This is a genomic window from Chitinolyticbacter meiyuanensis, from assembly GCF_008033135.1.
In the GTDB taxonomy this organism is placed as follows: domain Bacteria; phylum Pseudomonadota; class Gammaproteobacteria; order Burkholderiales; family Chitinibacteraceae; genus Chitinolyticbacter; species Chitinolyticbacter meiyuanensis.
The window spans coordinates 1,835,662-1,853,984 of the sequence record NZ_CP041335.1; the positions used below are offsets into that span (position 1 = coordinate 1,835,662).

At 65.3% G+C, this 18,323-nt stretch carries 15 protein-coding genes; 11 read left to right on the top strand and 4 right to left on the bottom strand.

Translation table 11 applies throughout. The annotated features are described in order from the left end of the window. Positions 1-2: 2 nt before the first annotated feature. Positions 3-1,250 carry a M48 family metallopeptidase gene (locus FLM21_RS08960; RefSeq protein WP_148715242.1) on the bottom strand — a complete coding sequence of 416 codons (1,248 nt, stop codon included), beginning with the start codon at positions 1,248-1,250 and terminating at the stop codon, positions 3-5. Between the two features lie 68 nt (positions 1,251-1,318). Then, positions 1,319-2,362, bottom strand: coding sequence for a hypothetical protein (locus FLM21_RS08965; RefSeq protein WP_148715243.1), 1,044 nt, complete (start codon positions 2,360-2,362; stop codon positions 1,319-1,321). A 191-nt stretch (positions 2,363-2,553) separates the two neighbouring features. Between FLM21_RS08965 and orn the strand changes: the two genes are divergently transcribed. The 6 genes from orn to FLM21_RS08995 all read left to right on the top strand — a co-directional run bounded on the left by orn (position 2,554) and on the right by FLM21_RS08995 (position 6,916). Further along, positions 2,554-3,123: an oligoribonuclease gene (gene orn, locus FLM21_RS08970; RefSeq protein ID WP_148715244.1), complete on the top strand. Its 570-nt coding sequence runs from the start codon at positions 2,554-2,556 to the stop codon at positions 3,121-3,123. Then, on the top strand, positions 3,123-3,611 hold the full coding sequence (locus FLM21_RS08975) for a CinA family protein (RefSeq protein ID WP_148715245.1): 489 nt from the start codon (positions 3,123-3,125) through the stop codon (positions 3,609-3,611). The genes orn and FLM21_RS08975 overlap by 1 nt, the downstream gene beginning before the upstream one ends. After that, complete coding sequence (locus FLM21_RS08980; protein WP_148715246.1) at positions 3,608-4,189, top strand: Ntn hydrolase family protein; 582 nt, start codon at positions 3,608-3,610, stop codon at positions 4,187-4,189. Before FLM21_RS08975 ends, FLM21_RS08980 begins: the two co-directional genes overlap by 4 nt. Continuing rightward, positions 4,186-4,668 (top strand): NanQ anomerase/TabA/YiaL family protein, encoded by a 483-nt coding sequence (locus FLM21_RS08985; protein WP_148715247.1) that lies wholly within the window; start codon positions 4,186-4,188, stop codon positions 4,666-4,668. Before FLM21_RS08980 ends, FLM21_RS08985 begins: the two co-directional genes overlap by 4 nt. A 13-nt stretch (positions 4,669-4,681) precedes the next feature. Then, positions 4,682-5,539, top strand: coding sequence for an Hsp33 family molecular chaperone HslO (hslO, locus tag FLM21_RS08990; protein WP_308418780.1), 858 nt, complete (start codon positions 4,682-4,684; stop codon positions 5,537-5,539). A 180-nt stretch (positions 5,540-5,719) separates the two neighbouring features. After that, positions 5,720-6,916, top strand: coding sequence for an MFS transporter (locus FLM21_RS08995; RefSeq protein ID WP_148715249.1), 1,197 nt, complete (start codon positions 5,720-5,722; stop codon positions 6,914-6,916). A gap of 35 nt (positions 6,917-6,951) precedes the next feature. Here the strand turns inward: FLM21_RS08995 and FLM21_RS09000 are convergent, their stop codons facing one another. Next, positions 6,952-8,517: a carbohydrate-binding protein gene (locus FLM21_RS09000; RefSeq protein WP_148715250.1), complete on the bottom strand. Its 1,566-nt coding sequence runs from the start codon at positions 8,515-8,517 to the stop codon at positions 6,952-6,954. Between the two features lie 28 nt (positions 8,518-8,545). Here FLM21_RS09000 and FLM21_RS09005 point away from each other — a divergent pair, with 28 nt between their 5' ends. Continuing rightward, on the top strand, positions 8,546-8,782 hold the full coding sequence (locus tag FLM21_RS09005; protein ID WP_148715251.1) for a hypothetical protein: 237 nt from the start codon (positions 8,546-8,548) through the stop codon (positions 8,780-8,782). A 60-nt stretch (positions 8,783-8,842) separates the two neighbouring features. Continuing rightward, positions 8,843-10,537: a flagellinolysin gene (locus FLM21_RS09010; protein WP_148715252.1), complete on the top strand. Its 1,695-nt coding sequence runs from the start codon at positions 8,843-8,845 to the stop codon at positions 10,535-10,537. A 32-nt stretch (positions 10,538-10,569) separates the two neighbouring features. Here the strand turns inward: FLM21_RS09010 and FLM21_RS09015 are convergent, their stop codons facing one another. Then, positions 10,570-11,526 (bottom strand): META domain-containing protein, encoded by a 957-nt coding sequence (locus FLM21_RS09015; RefSeq protein ID WP_148715253.1) that lies wholly within the window; start codon positions 11,524-11,526, stop codon positions 10,570-10,572. A 214-nt stretch (positions 11,527-11,740) separates the two neighbouring features. Here FLM21_RS09015 and FLM21_RS09020 point away from each other — a divergent pair, with 214 nt between their 5' ends. The 3 genes from FLM21_RS09020 to FLM21_RS09030 all read left to right on the top strand — a co-directional run bounded on the left by FLM21_RS09020 (position 11,741) and on the right by FLM21_RS09030 (position 18,249). Continuing rightward, positions 11,741-11,959 (top strand): hypothetical protein, encoded by a 219-nt coding sequence (locus FLM21_RS09020; protein WP_148715254.1) that lies wholly within the window; start codon positions 11,741-11,743, stop codon positions 11,957-11,959. Positions 11,960-12,072: 113 nt separating this feature from the next. Further along, positions 12,073-17,202: an alpha-2-macroglobulin family protein gene (locus tag FLM21_RS09025; RefSeq protein WP_187360160.1), complete on the top strand. Its 5,130-nt coding sequence runs from the start codon at positions 12,073-12,075 to the stop codon at positions 17,200-17,202. Positions 17,203-17,265: 63 nt separating this feature from the next. Then, on the top strand, positions 17,266-18,249 hold the full coding sequence (locus FLM21_RS09030; protein ID WP_187360161.1) for a TraB/GumN family protein: 984 nt from the start codon (positions 17,266-17,268) through the stop codon (positions 18,247-18,249). Positions 18,250-18,323: the final 74 nt, after the last annotated feature.

The window sequence follows — 18,323 nt, forward strand, 5'->3', positions numbered from 1 at the left end:
TTCTAGGCGTGCCGCTTCAAGGCCGCAATGCGCAGGCTGGCTGGCGGGTGACTGTCGTAGAACAGGCTGTGCAGCGGATCGGGCGTCAGCGTGGCGGCATTGTCGCGGTAGAGCTTCACCAGCGCCGCAATCAGGTCGTCGGCGCGGGTCTGGCCGGCGGCGAATTCGTCGGCCTCGTACTCGTGCTTGCGCGACATGAACGAACCCAGCGGCCCGAACAGGAAGGTGAACACCGGCAGCACCAGGAAGAACAGCGTGAGCGCGGTGGCGGTGTTGGCGGTGGTCACACCCAGGCCCTGGTAGAACCACGGCTGGGTCATCAGCTGCGCCAGCAGCCACAGCAGGCCCAGCATCAGCGCGAAGGTCCACACCAGGCGCTTGACGATATGGCGACGCTTGAAGTGGCCCAGCTCGTGCGCCAGCACCGCTTCGATCTCGTCGCCGTTCAGTTGCTTGAGCAGCGTATCGAAGAACACGATGCGCTTGGTCTTGCCGAAGCCGGTGAAGTAGGCGTTGCCGTGGCTGGAGCGCTTGGAGCCGTCCATCATGAAGATGCCCGAAGCGGTGAAGCCGCAGCGCGCCAGCAGCGCCTCGATGCGCGCACGCAGGCCCTCGTCCGGCAGTGGTTCGAACTTGTTGAAGAGCGGCGCGATCCAGGTGGGGAAGATCCACATGATGGCGAACGAGAACGCCATCCACGCCAGCCACACCCACAGCCACCACAGCGTGCCCATCGCCCCCATCAGCCACAGCACGCCGGCCACCAGCGGCAGGCCGATCACCGTGGCGACGAGCGCGGTCTTGACGAGGTCGCTGATGAAGAGTTTCGGCGTGCTCTGATTGAAGCCAAAGCGGGCCTCGATGCCGAAGGTGGCATGCCAGGAGAACGGCAGCGTGATCACGGTATGAATGATGGCGAGCAGCGCGATCATCGTCACGCCGGCGATGATGCCGTCGCCGAACCAGGCGGTGGTATGGGCGATCAGCCATTCGATGCCACCGCCCAGCGTGAAGCCTGCCAGGATGACGGCTTCGACCATGGTCACCACCATGCCGAAACGGGCCTTGGTGGCCGTGTAATCGGCGGCGCGCTGATGGCTTTCCAATGTGATGGTGCCGCTGAATTCAGCAGGCACGGCATGGCGATGGCGACGCACGTGGTTGATGTGGCGTTGCGCCAGCCAGAGCTGCAGCAGCACGCTGGCGAAGAGGGCAACGGCGAACAGGGCGGAGAACTGCGAAGCGGTCATGCGTGGATCCGGTGACGATGCCGAACGGCGGCATCTCGCCGATTATCGCAGAGCGCGCCGGGCCGCGGCTACTTGCCGGCCTTGGGTTCCACCTTCATGGCGCCCAGCCGGTCGATGATGTCGGGTACCAGCTTCTCGCCAAAGCCGGCGATGAAGCTCCAGATCGCCAGCTTGGCGACGTTGCGCAGATCGCCGACTAACTGGTGATGCGTGTTGAAGTCCGGAAAGAATGAGCCATTGAGCAAGCCGGAGACGCACAGCGGATAGATCAGAAAGCCGAACACGCTGCCGATCACCAACGCGGAGAACAGCGACCAATGGCCGAAATCAAGCGAGGCCAGCAGGCGGGCGGAACCTGGCTGCGGCACGCCACGGTCGGTATCGGGCTGGATGGCGTTGAAGCGTCGCATCATGCTGGTAAAGGCACCGAGCAGGCCGAAGCCGAGGGCGGTCTGCAATGCCAGCGGCTCCCAGGCGGGGTTGGTCCAAGGCCATTGCATTGCGGCGGCGGGCAAGCCGATCCAGAGTGCCATCAGGATCACGCTGACCATGATGATGAAGAGCCGGGTGCGGCCGACACTGGCTTCGCGCTCGACCAGCTTGCGGTATTCCCATTGCATCTGTGCCGTCATGTTGAGCAGATGGGCGCGCAGCATCTCCTCGCGTGGGTCGGGTAGCCCCTTGGGTGGTGGCGATGCCGGTGGCGTGCCATCGAGCAGCGCTTGCCAGTAGTCGTGCAACCGGGCGGCTTCTTCGGTGCTGACCACCTCGCCGCCACGCGAGCGGTTGAGCTCGCAGGCAAGCGGATACTTGGTCAGCAGTTCGGTACGCGGCAGCGTGACGATGAGCAGCAGCTCGAGCTCGAACAGCTCGCGCCAGTTCGGCGCAGCGATGCGGTGCAACTGGGCGATGCGATCGGTCAGCGCCTTGTCGCGTGGCGTGGGCGGATGTGCGCTGCTTTCCAGCTCCAACCAGCGTGAGGCATCGCTGTAGACTTGGTCGCGATAGACGCCGGCCACGCGCTGGATGTGGATGCGCTCGCGGTGATCGTGCCGGGTGCTGGCGCGCCTGAGCTTCCAGTGGCACCAGTCCTTGAAGGTATAGGGCCGCATTGCCTGCTCCTCGCCGCCTCTCCCGGGCGGGCAATTGCTCCCTTTTTTTCTTTCTAAGTTTTTCATCAGACTGATCGATGCTGTTTGCATTCCGGCACGACAGGCGGATGGGGCGGGCACCGGTGGGGTAACGCGCGGGTGTAACCGCGGGCAATGCTAAAATGCGGCTTTTACCGGACACAGAGACCGCCATGGCGCAGGATGCGAACCACCTGATCTGGCTCGATATGGAAATGACCGGGCTCGACCCGCAGAACGACCGCATCATCGAGCTGGCGATCATCGTCACCGACTCCGACCTCAACGTCGTCGCCGAAGGCCCCGTGTGGGTGGTGCACCAGCCCGACAGCGTGCTCGATGGCATGGACGACTGGAACAAGAACACTCACGGCCGCTCCGGCCTGATCGCCAAGGTGAAAGCCTCCACGCTGTCCGAGGATGACGTGGCTGCCCAGGCGCAGGCCTTCCTCGAGCCCTATGTGCCAAGCGGGAGCTCACCCATGTGTGGCAACTCGATCGGCCAGGATCGCCGCTTCATGGCGCGCTGGATGCCGCAGCTGGAAACCTATTTCCACTACCGCAACCTCGATGTCTCCACGCTGAAGGAGCTGTGCAAGCGCTGGCGGCCGGATGTCTACAAGCAATTCAAGAAGCAGGGTGCCCACACCGCGCTCGCCGACATCCGCGAATCGATCGACGAACTCAAGTTCTACCGCGAGCATTTTCTCAAGGTGCCCGCCGCCGAGCTGCCGAGCGACTGATGGTCGAGACCTTTGCCCAGGCCGCCTTGCTTGGCGAGCTGTTGCAGCGGCGCGGTGCCACGGTCACCACGGCCGAATCGTGCACCGGTGGGCTGATCGCCGGTGCCATCACCGATGTGCCGGGCAGCTCGGCCTGGTTCGAGCGCGGCTTCGTTACCTACGCCAATGTGGCCAAGATCGAGATGCTGGATGTGCCTCCCGCCTTCATCGATGGCCTTGGCGCGGTCAGCGAGCCTGTCGTCGCTGCCATGGTGCAGGGCGCTTGCGAGCGCGCGGGCGCGGCCTATGGCATCGCCGTCTCCGGTATTGCCGGGCCCGATGGCGGTTCTGCCGAAAAGCCGGTCGGCACGGTCTGGTTCGCCTGGGCCACCCCCGCCGGCATCATCACCGACCAGCAGTGCTTTGCCGGTGACCGGGCCAGCGTGCGCGCGGCCACCGTGCGTCATGCACTGATGCGGCTCAATGCCCTGATCGAGGAAACCCGATGACTACCGTCGTCGTCGTCAAGAAAAACAACGAGGTGGCAATCGCCGCCGACAGCCAGTCCACCTTCGGCGACACCCGCCTTGCCGCGCCGCTCGACGCGAAGTGGAACAAGATCTTCGAGGCGCATGGCGGCTACTTCTCGATCGCCGGCAGTGCCGCGCACGATCTGGTGCTGCAGTCGTTGCTGAAGAAGACCAAGTCGCTCGACTTCGGCGGGCGTCAGGCCATCTTCGAGAGCTTTCGCAAGCTGCATCCCAAGCTGAAGGAGGATTTCTTCCTCAAGACCGACGAGGAAGAGGACGATCCGTACGAATCGAGCCAGATGACGGTGCTGCTCGCCAACGCTGCCGGCATCTTCGGCGTTTACAGCCTGCGTGAGGTCTACGAGTTCGAGCGCTTCTGGGCGATCGGTACCGGGCGCGACTACGCGATCGGGGCCATGCATACGGTATATGAGCGCGACGACCTCTCTGCCGCCGACATTGCCCGGATCGGCATCGAGGCCGGCTGCGCGTTCGACATCAGCTCCAGCCTGCCGATGACGCTGTATACGCTGCCGCTCGCCAGCGAGGCCGCATGATCCACGGTCGCCTTGCCGATGCACTGGCGCAGCCGGGGCAATACCCGGCGGTGATCAGCCGCGCGCTGGCGCTACTTGCCACACTCGACCTCGCCGCCTTGCCGGCTGGCCGCCATCCATTGGAGGGCGACGTCATGTTCCTGCTGATCCAGGAGCCGCTGACCGGCGAGTTTGAATCCAAGCGCCCGGAGGCGCATGTGCAGCACGCCGACATCCAGCTGCTGCTGGCGGGTGAGGAGGTCTACGGCGTGGCGCTGGCCGAGCCCGGATTGCAGGTACTGGAAGATTTGCGGGATCGCCACGATATCGCCTTCTTCGGGGTGCCGCAGCGCGAAGCGCGCATCACCTTGCGGCCTGGCGAGTTCCTGGTGTTCTGGCCGGGTGAATTGCACCGGCCGTGTTGCGCCGCCGGCAGCCCGGCCCCCATCCGCAAGGCTGTGGTGAAGATCCACCGCAGCCTGTTCGAGACCCATAGGTAAGCCCATGCAAGATATGTTGGAAAGATTCCTGTTCGAAGGCGCCGCAGTGCGCGGTGAACTGGTGCAGCTCGATGCCGCCTACCAGGAGGTGCTGGCGCGCCACGCTTATCCGCCGGTGTTGCAGGCCATGATCGGCGAATTGATGGCTGCCGCTGCGCTGCTGTCGGCCACGCTCAAGTTCGATGGCACGCTGATCATGCAGCTGCACGGCACCGGCTGCGTCAAGCTGATCGTGGTCGAGTGCACCAGCGAGAACACGCTGCGCGCCACCGCGCGCTGGGAAGGCGAGGTGCCGGACGTTTCGCTGGCCGAACTGCTGGGCCACGGCCGCTTCGTCATCACGCTGGAGCCCAAGGAAGGCGAAACCTACCAGGGCATCGTCGGCTTCGAGCCTGGCCAGCGCGTGGCCGAGATCATCGAGCATTACATGGCGAGCTCAGAACAGCTTGCCACCCGGCTGTGGCTCGCGGTGGGCGAGGGCAAGGCGGCGGGGCTGCTGGTGCAGAAGCTGCCGGCCGGTCACGGCGATCCCGATGCCTGGGATAGGGTGCAGCTCCTGGCGGGCACCGTCACGCCCGAAGAGCTGCTGGGACTGCCGGCGCATGACATCCTGCACCGACTGTTCCATGAGGAGACGGTGCGCGTGTTCGATCCGCATCCGCTGCGCTTTGCCTGCACCTGTTCGCGCGAGCGCGTTGGCAGCATGCTGAAGATGGTGGGGCGTGACGAGATCGACGGCGTGCTCGCCGAACGCGGCGAAGTCGACATCACCTGCGAGTTCTGCGGCAAGGGCTACCAGTTCGACGCAGTGGACGTCGCCCAGCTGTTCTCCGGGCATGGCACGGAGCCGGCGGGCGGTGAGGTGCACTGACGCTTCCCATTCGTGTCCTGCTAAACAAAGGCGCATTGGGCGCCTTTGTTTTTTGCCACGCGTGCACGCCGTTACCTAGCCTGACTACAGGGTGCTGTAACGTGGCAGCAAATATTGCCGGCGCAGGCGGACCTAAGGAGCGGCTCCGAAGCCGACAACACGCCCCTGGAGTTTCCCCCAATGACTGTCCATGTACCATCTCCAGTCGTTTCCGCTGGCAAGGCCGAGCTTGCCATGGCGCTGGGCGGCTTTGCCATCGGCACCAGCGAGTTCGTCATCATGGGCTTGCTGCCCGAAGTGGCGAACCAGTTTGCAGTGACGGTGCCACAGGCGGGCTATGTGATCAGTGCCTATGCGCTGGGGGTGGTGGTCGGGGCGCCGGTGATTGCGGCGTTGGCGGCGCGCTGGCCGCGCCATTTGCTGTTGATGGCCTTGATTGCCATGTTTGCGATCGGCAACTTCGCCAGCGCGCTGGCGCCCAGCCATGGAGCGCTGACCGTGATCCGTTTCCTCGCCGGCTTGCCGCACGGCGCCTACTTTGGTGTGGCCTCACTGGTTGCCGCTTCACTGGTGGCGCCACACCAGCGGGCGCAGGCCGTGGCGCGAATGATGCTGGGCCTGACCGGTGCGACGCTGATCGGGGTGCCGCTCGCGGCTTGGCTCGGGCAAGCACTGGGCTGGCGTGCCGCATTTGCGCTGGTGGCAGTGATCGCGGTGCTGTCCTGCCTGCTGATCTGGCGCTGGGTGCCGCGCCGACCCGGCGATGCGACCGCCAGCCCGGTACGTGAGCTGGGTGCGCTGACACGGCCGCAGGTGCTGCTGACGCTGGCAGTGGGGTCTGTGGGATTTGGCGGGGTGTTCTGCGTGTTCAGCTATGTGTCACCAACCATGACTCAAGTGGCGGGCTTGCCGCTGGCCTGGTTGCCGGCCGTACTGGCGCTGTTTGGCACCGGCATGATCGTCGGCAACATGGTCGGCGCCTGGCTGGCCGATCGCGCTTTGCTGCCGACCATAGGCGGCATCCTGCTCTGGAACCTTGTGGTGACGGCCCTGTTTGCCTGGACGGCGCAGCATCTGTGGCTGGCGATGTTCAATATCCTGCTGATCGGCACGGGAGCGGCGCTGGGCCCGGCCTTGCAGATCCGCCTGATGGACGTGGCGGAGGATGCACAGACCTTGGCAGCAGCGCTCAATCATTCTGCATTCAATATCTCCAATGCGCTGGGTGCGTGGCTGGGGGGCATGGCAATCAGTGCGGGCCTTGGCTGGACAGCCACTGGCTGGGTCGGTGCCTTGCTGCCGGCTGCGGGTTTTGCCGTGTACCTGGCGTCGTTGGGGCAGATGCGGCGGGCAGGGCCGGCCGCGGCCGGCGCCTGAAGAAAAACGGCCCGGACGAACCGGGCCGTTTCGCATTACTGCAGGTTGAGGCTGCCTGCAGTCGGTAGCACGGTCACCCGGTAGCGGCCGCTGCCGAGATCGATCACCTGCAGCGCCGTGGTGCCCTGGCGCGGGGTGATCGGGCCGGTGGCGGTGAGCTCCAGCGTGATCGGCGTCGCATATTTCTGGCACTGCGCGTTGCCGCTCGGGAAGCTCAGCGACTTGCCGTCGGTGGCCAGCGTCGGGGCGCAGGCCTCGCGGGCGTAGCGGTAGCGAATCACGTCCGATGGCGTGGCTACCCACAGCAATCCGGCGTCGACCTTGCCCTTCACATAGTCGAGATGGGCAAGATAGCGTGCCACCGGCACCGGCTCATAGCCGACGGTGCCTACGCCGTGCATGGTCCGCGTGGCCCAGCCACGCTGGTTGATCGCGGCGTCAACGTGCAGGTTCAGCAGCTCACCCGACGGGTAGAGCGACCATTGGTTGTTGGCGGTGAACAGATCCCACTGCACCATGAACGGGTCGTTGAATTGGGCGCTGTTCACGCCAGCGGCGAGGCCGTACTGGATATTGCCCCCGCCGAAATCGCGATTGGTGGCGCGAGCACCGAGGTAGCCGCTGGTGTTGCGCAGTGCCGTGAGCGCGGTCTCGGTCGCGGTATCGAAGGGCCAGACCAGGTAGCTCGGCTGGTAGCCGTTCAGGTGGCTCGAGATATCCTGGGTCGACTGGGCGATCTCCACGCTGGCTTGCCAGGCGGCATCGCTGCTCGCGACGTGGGTACGGGTATGGTTGGCGAGTTCGTGGCCATGAGCGATGAAGGTCTGCGCGGCGGTCCAGTGGGTTGGCTGGCACGCACTGGTGACGACGCCGAAGGCGGCGACCAGGCCGCGCTGGTACAGCGCCGGTTCGGCCACGTTGATATGGCTGTCGCTGACTTCGTAGCAGAAATCGTCATGCACCATCGAGTAGGCGCCCGTTGCGCCGTTGCGCCAGGTTTCCACCTTGACTGCGGTGATGCGGGCTGTACCCGGGGTCGGCGTGACTGGCGTGGGCGTGATCGGTGTCGGGGTCAGCGTCGGGGTAACCGGGCCGACCGGGCAGGTTCCGATCTTGCGCCATGGTCCCCAAGGATTGTTGACGTCAGGGCGCTCGCCCTGCACCCACCAGATCGCTTCGTACAGGATGCCGTCGAGGCACACGCGCTGGCCACCGGTATAGGCCACGCTGGCTTGCCAGGTCGGCGCGGTGCCGGTCGGTGTCGGCGTTACGGTGGGCGTGACCGGGGTCGGGCTCGGGGTGATTGCAGTGGGCGTGACCGTCGGCGTGGGGGTGAGAGTCGGCGTCGGCGTCAGCGGTGTAGGTGTTGCGGTTGGTGTGACCGGGGTGGGCGTGACGTTGGCCAGCAATTCCCACGGTCCCCACTGTGCGGCACCCGGCACATCGCCCTGGGTCCACCACTTCGCCTTCCAATCCTGCCCGTTGTAGCTGACCACCATGCCAGCGGTGTAGACCTGGCCGGCATCCCAGGCCGGGGCGGCGTGGGCCACTGCGGCAACCAGCACGGCCGGTACCGCCATCATCCATCGATTGACCTGCATTGCGTGTCTCCATCCTGTTTGTCGTCACGTGCTGTTCAAAGCGGCCAAGGTTGGCCTGTTATGCACGTGGCATCGACTATGCGCGATGCGGGCTGGCGAAGAAAGCAGCAAGCCGGGCAAATTCACCGGTAGCCGGAATGGCGAACGAAAACCCTTTTCGGATCAGTCGCTTGCCGTGTTGCGGATTCGCCGCGCCATTCACGAATGGCCGTACTGGTCGATGAAGGCAAGGGCGCAAACGGCGATTTTCATGCCGTTGGCTTAAAGAACTCCGCAGGCATGCCGAAAAGCTCGATACGACCGAACGGGCTTGTAAACCACGTCCATGCAGATCCAGACCAATGTGCCGTCGCTGTTTACCCAGCGACAGCTTGCCGACCACCAGCAGGGGCTGAGCACCGCGCTGCAACGGCTGTCGTCCGGATTGCGCATCAATTCGGCGCGTGACGATGCGGCGGGGCTGGCCATCAGCGAGCGGATGACCGCGCAGATCCGCGGTAATACCCAGGCGTGGCGCAACGCCAATGACGGTGTTTCGCTGGTGCAGACCGCCGAGGGCGCGCTCGGTACGGTGGCCGACATGCTGCAACGGGTCCGCGAGCTGGCGGTGCAGGCGGAAAACGGCAGCAATTCGGTGGCGGACCGGCAGGCGCTGCAAAGCGAAGTCACCGAGCTGCTGCAGGGCATCGACCAGATCGGGCGCATTACCCAGTTCAACGGCCAGCAGTTGTTCTCGCAATCGCGTGCCAGCATCGGCGGGGATGCCAACAAGCGCGCCGTGCTCGATGGATTGCAGCTGGGCTGGCTGGAGGCGTCCGAGTACCGCATCAAGCAGTACTACGGCATCGTCGCGGATGGGGCGACGCTCACCGTGGACCTCGATACCACCGATGGCGCGGGCGGCGTGCTGGCCTCGGTTTCCGGCAGCGGCGGTCCGGGTGGCAAGGTGGTGGACCAGTACCTCAACATCGACATGGCCGATTTCACCCCGCCCAATCTGCCCAACGGCGGCAGTGACCCGTTCTACAACGACCGCATCATCGCGCACGAGATGGTGCATGCGGTGATGGGGCGGTCGATGAATTTCACCGCACTGCCCACCTGGTTTGCCGAAGGCGCGGCCGAGTTCATCCATGGCGCGGACGAGCGCGTGGTCGGTGACATCGCCGCCAGCGGGCTGACCGCGGTGGTGAACCAAGTGGCCGGCGCCTGGGGCAGCGACAGCATCGACTATTCATCGGCCTACATCGCCACCCGCTACCTGCACGAGGAGCTGAAAGGGCATGGCAATGCCGGCGGTCTGAAAGCGGTGATGGCCTACCTGAACGAAAACCAGAACGACACGCTGGATGATGCCATCGCCGCGCTCACCGATGGCGAATACGCCGATGCGGCGAGCTTCATTGCCTCGTTCACCGGGGCCAATGTCGCGGTCGGCGAGGATTTCGTCACCAACCGCATGGACCTCGACAACGACGACACCGGCGCCATCGGTGGCTTCGATGCCGATGGCGGCGCAGTGCTCGATGCCGAGAACGTGATCGGCGAGCTGGGGCTGAGCCGGTCGGGCGAGGATGTGCTCGACGGCTTCATCCTCGACTTTCCCGATATCGGCGGCGGCAGCGGCCTCAACCAGTTCGCGATGCAGGTCGGCGCCAACCCCCATGAGCAGATCAATGCGTTCATCGGTGCCATCAACAGCGATGCGCTGGGCCTCGCCGATACCGATCTGCAGAAGCTGGCCAAGTTCGCGATCTACCGGGTCGACCGGGCGCTCGAATACCTCGGCGAACAGCGTGCCACGCTGGGGGCGATGCAAAATCGGCTGGAAGCAACCATGCAGGGGCTGTCGGTCAGCGTGGAAACCGCCAGCGCCTCGCGCTCGCGCATCCGCGATGCCGATTTCGCCGAGGAAACCGCCGCGCTGACACGGCAGCAGATCCTGCAGCAGGCCAGCTCCGCGATGCTGGGCCAGGCCAACAACCAGCCACAGCTGGCGCTGGCCCTGCTGAACGCGTGATGCGATCGGCCATGTAGCTGGCGACGCGTGGGTCAGTCGTGCCGTGCCGTCAGGCTGCGGCCGTCGTCGGTTTCCAGCACCAGCGCGCCATCGGGCAGGAAGCGGTAGCGCTTGGCGGCGCCAAGCGTGGCGAGGAAGCGCTGCTCCTGGTTCATCAGCGCCTCGGCGCAGGCCATCAGCGTGCTGCCCGGATGGCTGATGCTGAGCGTACTGCCCTTGGCCTCGTAGCCGGCGAAATAGCCGTTGCACGAAGCGCGACCACCGAGGCGCCCTTCCTCATCGAAGATCATGGTGATGCGCGAGTCGTCGATGATGCCGCCGCCATCCACGTCCTCAACCACCCATTCCACGCTGGTGAGCTTGCCTTCGGTGACCAGCGTGCATTGCGGGTAGGTCTTGCCATGCCGCTCCAGCCTGCCTTCATTGCCCTTCAGCCACAGCGTGGTGCCGGGCTCCTCGGCGGCCTGGTATTTCACACCGGAAGCTGCCTCCACCTGGCGCAGCGTCAGCAGCTTGCCGGCAATCTGCAGTCGGGCGCCCTCCGTGAAATCGGCGGCTGCAGTCAGCTCGCCGCATTGCAGCGTACTGGTGAAACCGTTGCCTGTAGCGCGCTGCAACTGCAGCACGCCCACGTCGACCTGAGTACCGTCGAGCTTCAGCGCGATTGGCTTGCTCACCCAGGCGGGTTCATCGGCAAGCACGATGCGGCCCTGCAGCGTATAGCCCTTCGCCTTGCCCAGCCGCTGGCGCTCGACCGGCAGGCTGAAACGCACCGGCACCTGCTTGCCCGCGAGCGCGATGCGCTGCTCGACCAGCACGGCATCGCTGTCGGCGGCGCGCAGTGCGATCACTGCTTCGGCGGCATCGGGCAGGGCGATGCGCTCGCGAAAGGTCAACTCGCCATTGATGATTGCCGGGCCAGTCTGGCTTGGTGGGGCGGCGCAGGCGGCAAGCAGCAGACTGCAGGCGAGAACAAGCAGAAAACGCATGGGAGTACTCCTTTGAAACCAGGGACGGTTTTATCGCAGCGCAGCCAGCCTGACCACGGAAATCTCACCTTGACGGGGCATGGTGGTGACCCGGCGCACCGGCAACGCGCATAGACGGTCGACGATATCGTGCCGATCCGGCGTGATACGGCGCTGGCACGGCTGGCACGTTCCCTGCTCGGCACTCGCTGTGTTGTACTCAGGAGCACGGGTCATGCTGAAGCGATGGTGGTCGACGATATGGGCGCGCCTTGCCGGCGGCGGTGAAACCGGTACGGCTACCTGGCACGATCGCCGGACCGCGCCATGGTGGGTGTCGCAGGCTTGGCAGGACGAGCTGCCCGCTGCACGCTGCGCGGTTCGGGCCACAGCGCGTGAGCGCCGGAGCTGGCGGGACTGGACGGTGGTGGACGAGCCCGAACGCTGGTCCTGATCACCCCGTTGCACACCTGTAGAGTCAGGCTTTCTGCGGGTTTACAAAATGACGGCCATCGTTGATGCTCCTGCAGTCCGGCCCGGTTCAGGGTCGGCCGGGGAGAACATAATATGGCAGTGGCGGACTGGCTGCGCGCGAATGCGCGCAAGGTGGGCTTGAGCGCGGCAGCGGTGGCCGTGGTTGCGGCGGCCGTCGGTGGCGGCTGGTGGTGGGGGCAGCGTGGCGCTTCACCTGACGCGAGCGGCGCGGCCGCAGTGGCCGAGCCCACCGAATTCGGCGTGCTCGAGTGCAAGGCCGGCTACTACGACGACGAGCCGGCACTGACCGTGGCGTTTACCCACCCGATCAAGCGCAAGCAGGATCTGGCCAAGAAGTTTAAGGTCACCGACCTGGGCGTACTGCCCGAGGGCAAGTCCAGCCAGACGAATGAAACCAAGGCGGCGGAGGAGAAGGTCGTCGACGGGCGCTGGGAGATCGACGACGACAATGCCCAGCTGGCGCATTTCGTCACCACCGCCAAGCATCGCTATGCTGTCGATATCTCGTCGGGCGTGCTGGCCGACGACGATCGCGCGTTGATTGGCCACAAGCGCTGCGAGATCGCGCTCGATGCCATGCCACCCGCCTATTACTTCGCCAGTCGCGGCGTGGTGCTGCCGGCCAGCCAGAACGGCGGCCTGCCGGTGGTCACGGTGAATGTGCCCGAGGTCGATGTCGAATTCCTGCGGGTTTCGCCGCGCCATATCCCGCGCTTTCTGGAAAAGGTGGTGGCGCAACGGCGTGTCGAACCGGCCGATGGCGAGGAGGAGGGCGGCGAGGACGAAGGTTACTACGACAGCGGCCGGCTCACGCTGTCGGGCGCCGTCTACAGCTGGACCTTGTCCAACCTGCGTAAGCTAACCGAGAGCGTGTACCTGGGCCGCTTCGAGACCGATGCGCGCAAGAACCGCCGCAATGTGAGCTTCCTGCCGGTCGAGGGCATCAAGGAACTGCAGGAGCCAGGCATCTACGTGGCGGTGATGCGCCAGCCCGGCCGTTATTCCGATGCCTATCAGGTCACCTATTTCTACGTGACCGACGTCGGCCTGCACGTGCACCGTGGCCAGAACCAGATCGATGCCTTTGCCACCTCGCTCAAGACCGGCAAGGCGCTATCGGGCGTGTCGTTCGAGCTGCTCGACGAATACGGCAAGTCGCTGGCGAATGCCGACGGTGACGGTGAAGGCCATGCGGTACTCGACAAGGTGCCGCTCACCGCGCGGGCGCTGGTTGCCAAGAAGGACAACCAGCTCTCGGTATTGGCGCTGTTCGAGCCGGGGCTCGATCTCTCCGAATACGACATCGGCGGTCATCTGCCGCGCAATACCAAGCTGTTTGCCTACAGTGGCCGCGACCTGTACCGGCCGGGTGAGAAGCTGTTCGTCTCGGTGATTGCGCGCGATACCGATGGCCGGCCGCTGCCGCGCCTGCCGCTGACCGCAACGTTGAAGCGCCCCGATGGCCAGACCGTGCAATCGGCCACCTGGCAGCCTGATGGCAAGCTGCCCGGCTATTACCAGCGCCAGCTGGCGCTGCCGCCGGATGCCGCCACCGGCACCTGGTTGCTGGAACTGCGCGCCGATCCGGCTGCCGACGAGCCCGATACCGTGTTGCGGCTGCAGGTGGAGGAATTCCTGCCCGAGCGCATGAAGCTGGAGCTCGATAGCGATCCACCGGCGCTGTCCGCTGGCCAGGCGTTCCAGGTTGGCGTAAAGGGCAGTTATCTCTATGGTGCACCGGCTTCTGGCAATCGCCTGCTGGGGAGCGTGGCCGTAGAGCGTGATCGCTATACGCTGGCCAAGCAGTGGCCGGGCTTCTTGTTCGGTGATTTCGCCGACGACGACAAGCGCTCGCGCCAGGAGATCGAGGAAACCGAGCTCGGTGCCAGTGGTGACGCCACCGTGACGGTGCCGCTCGATCTCGGTGGTGCCAAGTCGCCGATGAAGGCACGTGCCACTTTCAGCCTGCTCGAATCGGGTGGCCGTCCGGTGGTGCGCTCGATTGAACGCACCGTGTGGCCGGCGCCCAAGCTGATTGCCATCCGCCCGCTGTTCGATCGCGACGTGGCGCGCGAAAACGACAAGGCGGCATTCGAGGTGGTGCGGGTGAATACCACCGGCGCACTGGCGCCGCTGGTCAATGCCAAAGTGAAGCTGACACGCGAGGATCGCGACTTCTACTGGCGCTACGACGACCAGCGTGGCTGGCACTCCGGCTACACCGAGAATGACGCGCCGGTATACAGCGGCGATCTGGCGCTGAACAACCGCGCTTCGCTGGCGGTGCCGGTGGAGTGGGGCCGCTATCGGCTGGAGATCGAGGACCCGGAAACCCGGCAGGTGGCGCGTTACCGTTTCTACGCCGGCTGGGGCGCGCAGGATGCCGAGGCCATGGGCAACAGGCCCGATCGCGTGAACCTCAAGCTCGCCGGAGTGCCGGCCAAGCCGGGCAACGACGTGACGCTGACCATCACGCCGCCGCATGATGGCGAGGCGCTGGTGCTGGTCGAAGGCGACAAGGTGCTGTGGCAGAAGCGCGTGCGCGTCTCCGCCTCGGGCACCGAAATCGACATTCCTGTCAGCGAGGACTGGAAGCGCCACGATCTCTATATCTCGGTGGTGGCGTTCCGCCCCGGCAGCGATGGCGATCGCGTCACGCCGGCGCGTGCACTGGGTCTGGTCTACCTGCCGCTCGCCAGCGAGGATCGCAAGTTCAAGGTGGCGCTGACCGCACCGTCGAAGGCGCGACCGGAAACGCGCGTGCCGGTGAAGATCAAGGTCGATGGAGCCGCGAGTGGCAGTGCCTTCGTCACGCTGTCGGCGGTCGACGTCGGCATCCTCAACATCACCAAGTTCAAGTCGCCCGATCCGTTCGACTTCCTGTTCGGCAAGCATCGCTATAGCCAGGATCTGGCCGACATCTACGGCAAGCTGATCGAGAAAATGGAAGGGAACACCGGCAAGCTCAAGTGGGGCGGCGACTCGGGCATGCGCGACAGCCAGGACAGGCCGGAGAAGGTGAAGCTGGTCGACCTCTTCAGCGGCCCGGTGCTGCTCGATGCCAAGGGCGAGGCGACCATCCCGCTGAACATCCCCGACTTCAACGGCACCTTGCGGTTGATGGCGGTGGCGGCGAGCGATGCGCGCTACGGCAATGCCGAGCAGGAGATGACGGTGGCGGCACCGGTGGTGGCGGAACTCGCCACGCCGCGCTTCATCGCCCCGGGCGACACCGCGACGCTGGCGCTCGACGTGACCAACCTCACCGGCAGCGCGCAGACCTTCGCAGTGAAGTTCACCGCCGGCAAGCCGGTGAAGATCGCCGGCGGCGAAGCCACGGTGACGCTGAAGGACAAGGAGAAGAAAACGCTGCGCTACACCGCCGAGGCGACCGATGCCTACGGCCTTGCGCGGCTGGACTTCGAGGTGGCGGGCAAGCTCGCTGGCAAGCCGCTCACCATCAAGCGGACTGCCGCGCTGCAGGTGCAGCCGCCGGTGGCACTCGATCGCAACGTCACCCGGATCAAGCTCGAGCCGGGCGCCGAGCAGGCACTGCTCCCTGAGCTGATCGCGCGTTACTACGCCGATTCGGCCCATGTGTCGGTCACCGTCTCCAACAAGCCGCCGCTCAACGTGCGCTCCCTGGTGCAGGGCTTGCTGACGTATCCCTATGGTTGCCTGGAACAGACCACCAGCACCGCCTATCCGCACGTGTTGATCGATGCCGAGGTCGCCAAGCTCTACGGCCTCAAGCAGTACAGCCGCGAGGAGCGCACCCGCATGCTGAGCGAGGCGATCGGCCGGCTGGCGGGCATGCAGAAGGCCGACGGCGGTTACACGCTGTGGGGCAGTGGGCCCTACGAGCTGTGGCTGTCGGCCTATGTCGGCGGCTTCTACCAGGATGCGCGCGCTGCCGGCTTCACCGTGCCGGACAAGCTCTATGCCGATACCCAGGGCTGGCTGCTGAAGCAACTGCAGCGTGCACCGGCCGATTTCCCCAGCTACGGCAAATCGCTGGCCGACAAGCTGGGCGCCGATGGCACCCTTCGCGACAAGCTCGTTGGCAACGAGTACGAGCAGCTGCGCATCGACCATCAGCGTCTCGCCGCCGCCGCGCATCAGGGCTATATCCTGGCGCGTGACCAGAAGGCCCCACTGGCCACGTTGCGCGTGCTGTACGACAAGTACGCCAACCGCGCCCGCTCGCCACTGCCGCTGGTGCACCTGGGCCTCGCGCTCAAGCTGATGGGTGACGAGAAGCGCGCTGCCGCCGCTTTCGACGCGGCGATGAAGCGTGGCTACGGCATCACGCCCAACACTGATTGGTACTGGGGCGAATGGCTGGGCGACTACGGCAGCGCCGTGCGCGACCGCGCCATGGCCTATGCACTGCTGGTCCGCCACAAGATCGCCCATCCGGGGCGCGAAAACCTGGTGTTCGAGCTGGCGGACAGCCTGAAGAACCGCCGCTACGCCTATTACTCCACACAGGAGCGGATGGCGCTGCTGCTGGCTTCGCAGGCCGGCGGTGGCCCGGGCGCCTCGGGCAGTGAGTGGAATGCCGTGCTGACCGTCGGCGGCAGCACCCGTGGCCTTGCCTCCAAGGCTCAGGAAACGGTAAGCCTGCCGGCGGCCGAGATCGCCAAGGGTGCCAAGCTGGCCAATAGCGCTGGTGCAGCCTTGTTCGTCGAGATCGAGGCCAGCGGCTATCCCAAGGAGGCGCCCAAGCCGCAGCCGGGCGATCAGATCAAGCTCGCGCGCGACTGGTTCTTTGCCGACGGCAAGCCGTACACCGGCCGGGCGCTCAATGTCGGCGAGACGCTGATCGTGCGGGTGACTGCCTCGGCCAGCCAGCGCATCGAGGATGGCCTCGTGGTCGATCGCATCCCGGCCGGCCTCGAGATCGAGAACCTCAACCTGTCCGATGGCGAGCGCATCGACGCGCTCAAGGTCGACGGCCAATCGATCCGCGAGGCGCTGGACGACAGTCGCATCAAGCACCGCGAGTATCGCGACGACCGCTTCGTTGCCGCTGGCCAGCTCGACGGCAACGCGTTGCGCCTTTACTACCTGGTGCGTGTGGTCACGCCGGGCCGCTTCGTGGTGCCCGCCACGGTGGCGGAGGACATGTACCGGCCGCAGATCACCGGCGTGGGCCAGGCCAGCCCGGTGCTGACGGTGGTCGACGCGAAGGCCAAGTAAGCTTCAGTGCGCCGGGTCGGCTGGCTCGGCGCACAGTCTCATTCATCCACTCGAGTTGTGTTCGTGATCAAGCCAATACTGCGTGCTTGTCTGCCGGCATTGCTGGCCGGCCTGCTGTTCTCTCCCACCCTGCGTGCCGAAACCGCACCGGATTGCCCGGCACCACTGGGTCCATTGCCAGACTGGACGGCGGCACAAACCGCTGATCTGGTGAAGTCGGCCAAGGACAAGGGTTTTCTCTGGCGCATCAGCAAGGGCGGGCATGATTCCTACCTCTACGGCACCCTGCACATGGGCAAGGTGGAGTGGATGGTGCCAGGACCGCTGCTCGTTCTCGCCATGAAGGCCAGCAACAAACTCGCGCTCGAGGTGGATCCGACCAAGCCCGATGCCGCGGCCTACATGGCCGATCCGGCGTCCTGGGGAGTACGGTACGACCAGCTCAGTGCCGGCACGCAACAGCAGCTGCGGCAGATGCTGCGACAAGGCTGCCTGCCCGACACGCTGACCCAGCAGATGTCGGCCGCAATGCTGGTGACTTCGCTATCCATGCTCGACTACCTGCGCGAAGGCCTGGATTTCCGCCTGAGTTCGGAGGTGGTGCTGGCCGGCCTGGCCCGCGGGCGCAAGATGCCGGTGGTGGAGCTGGAAAGCGCCAAGGCACAGCTGGACCTGTTCGAATCGCTGTCGCTGGCCGAAGTGGAGACGTATGCCCAGGCCGCAGCCGAACTGCAGCAGTCTGGCCAGGGCCGCGTCGTGGCCAGGCGACTGATCGACGCATGGCGCGAAGGGCGCCTCGACGAGATGAGCCGCTTCGAGGAATGGTGCGATTGCGTGAAGACCGACGCAGACCGCGACTTCATGTTCAAGCTGAACGATGCCCGCAATGGGCCGATGGCGGACAAGGTGGCGCGGATGCACGAGGCGGGCGACAAGCTGCTCGTTGCCGTGGGCGGCCTGCACATGACGGGTGAACAAGGGCTGCCGACCCTGCTCGCCAAGCGGGGTTTCAAGGTCAAGCAGCTGGTGCCCGAACCAGCACACTGAGCATCACAGCCCGGCGGCGGTGAGTTGCCGGTATGCCGATCGCAAGCCCGGCTATAACGAACACAGTTGTCCTT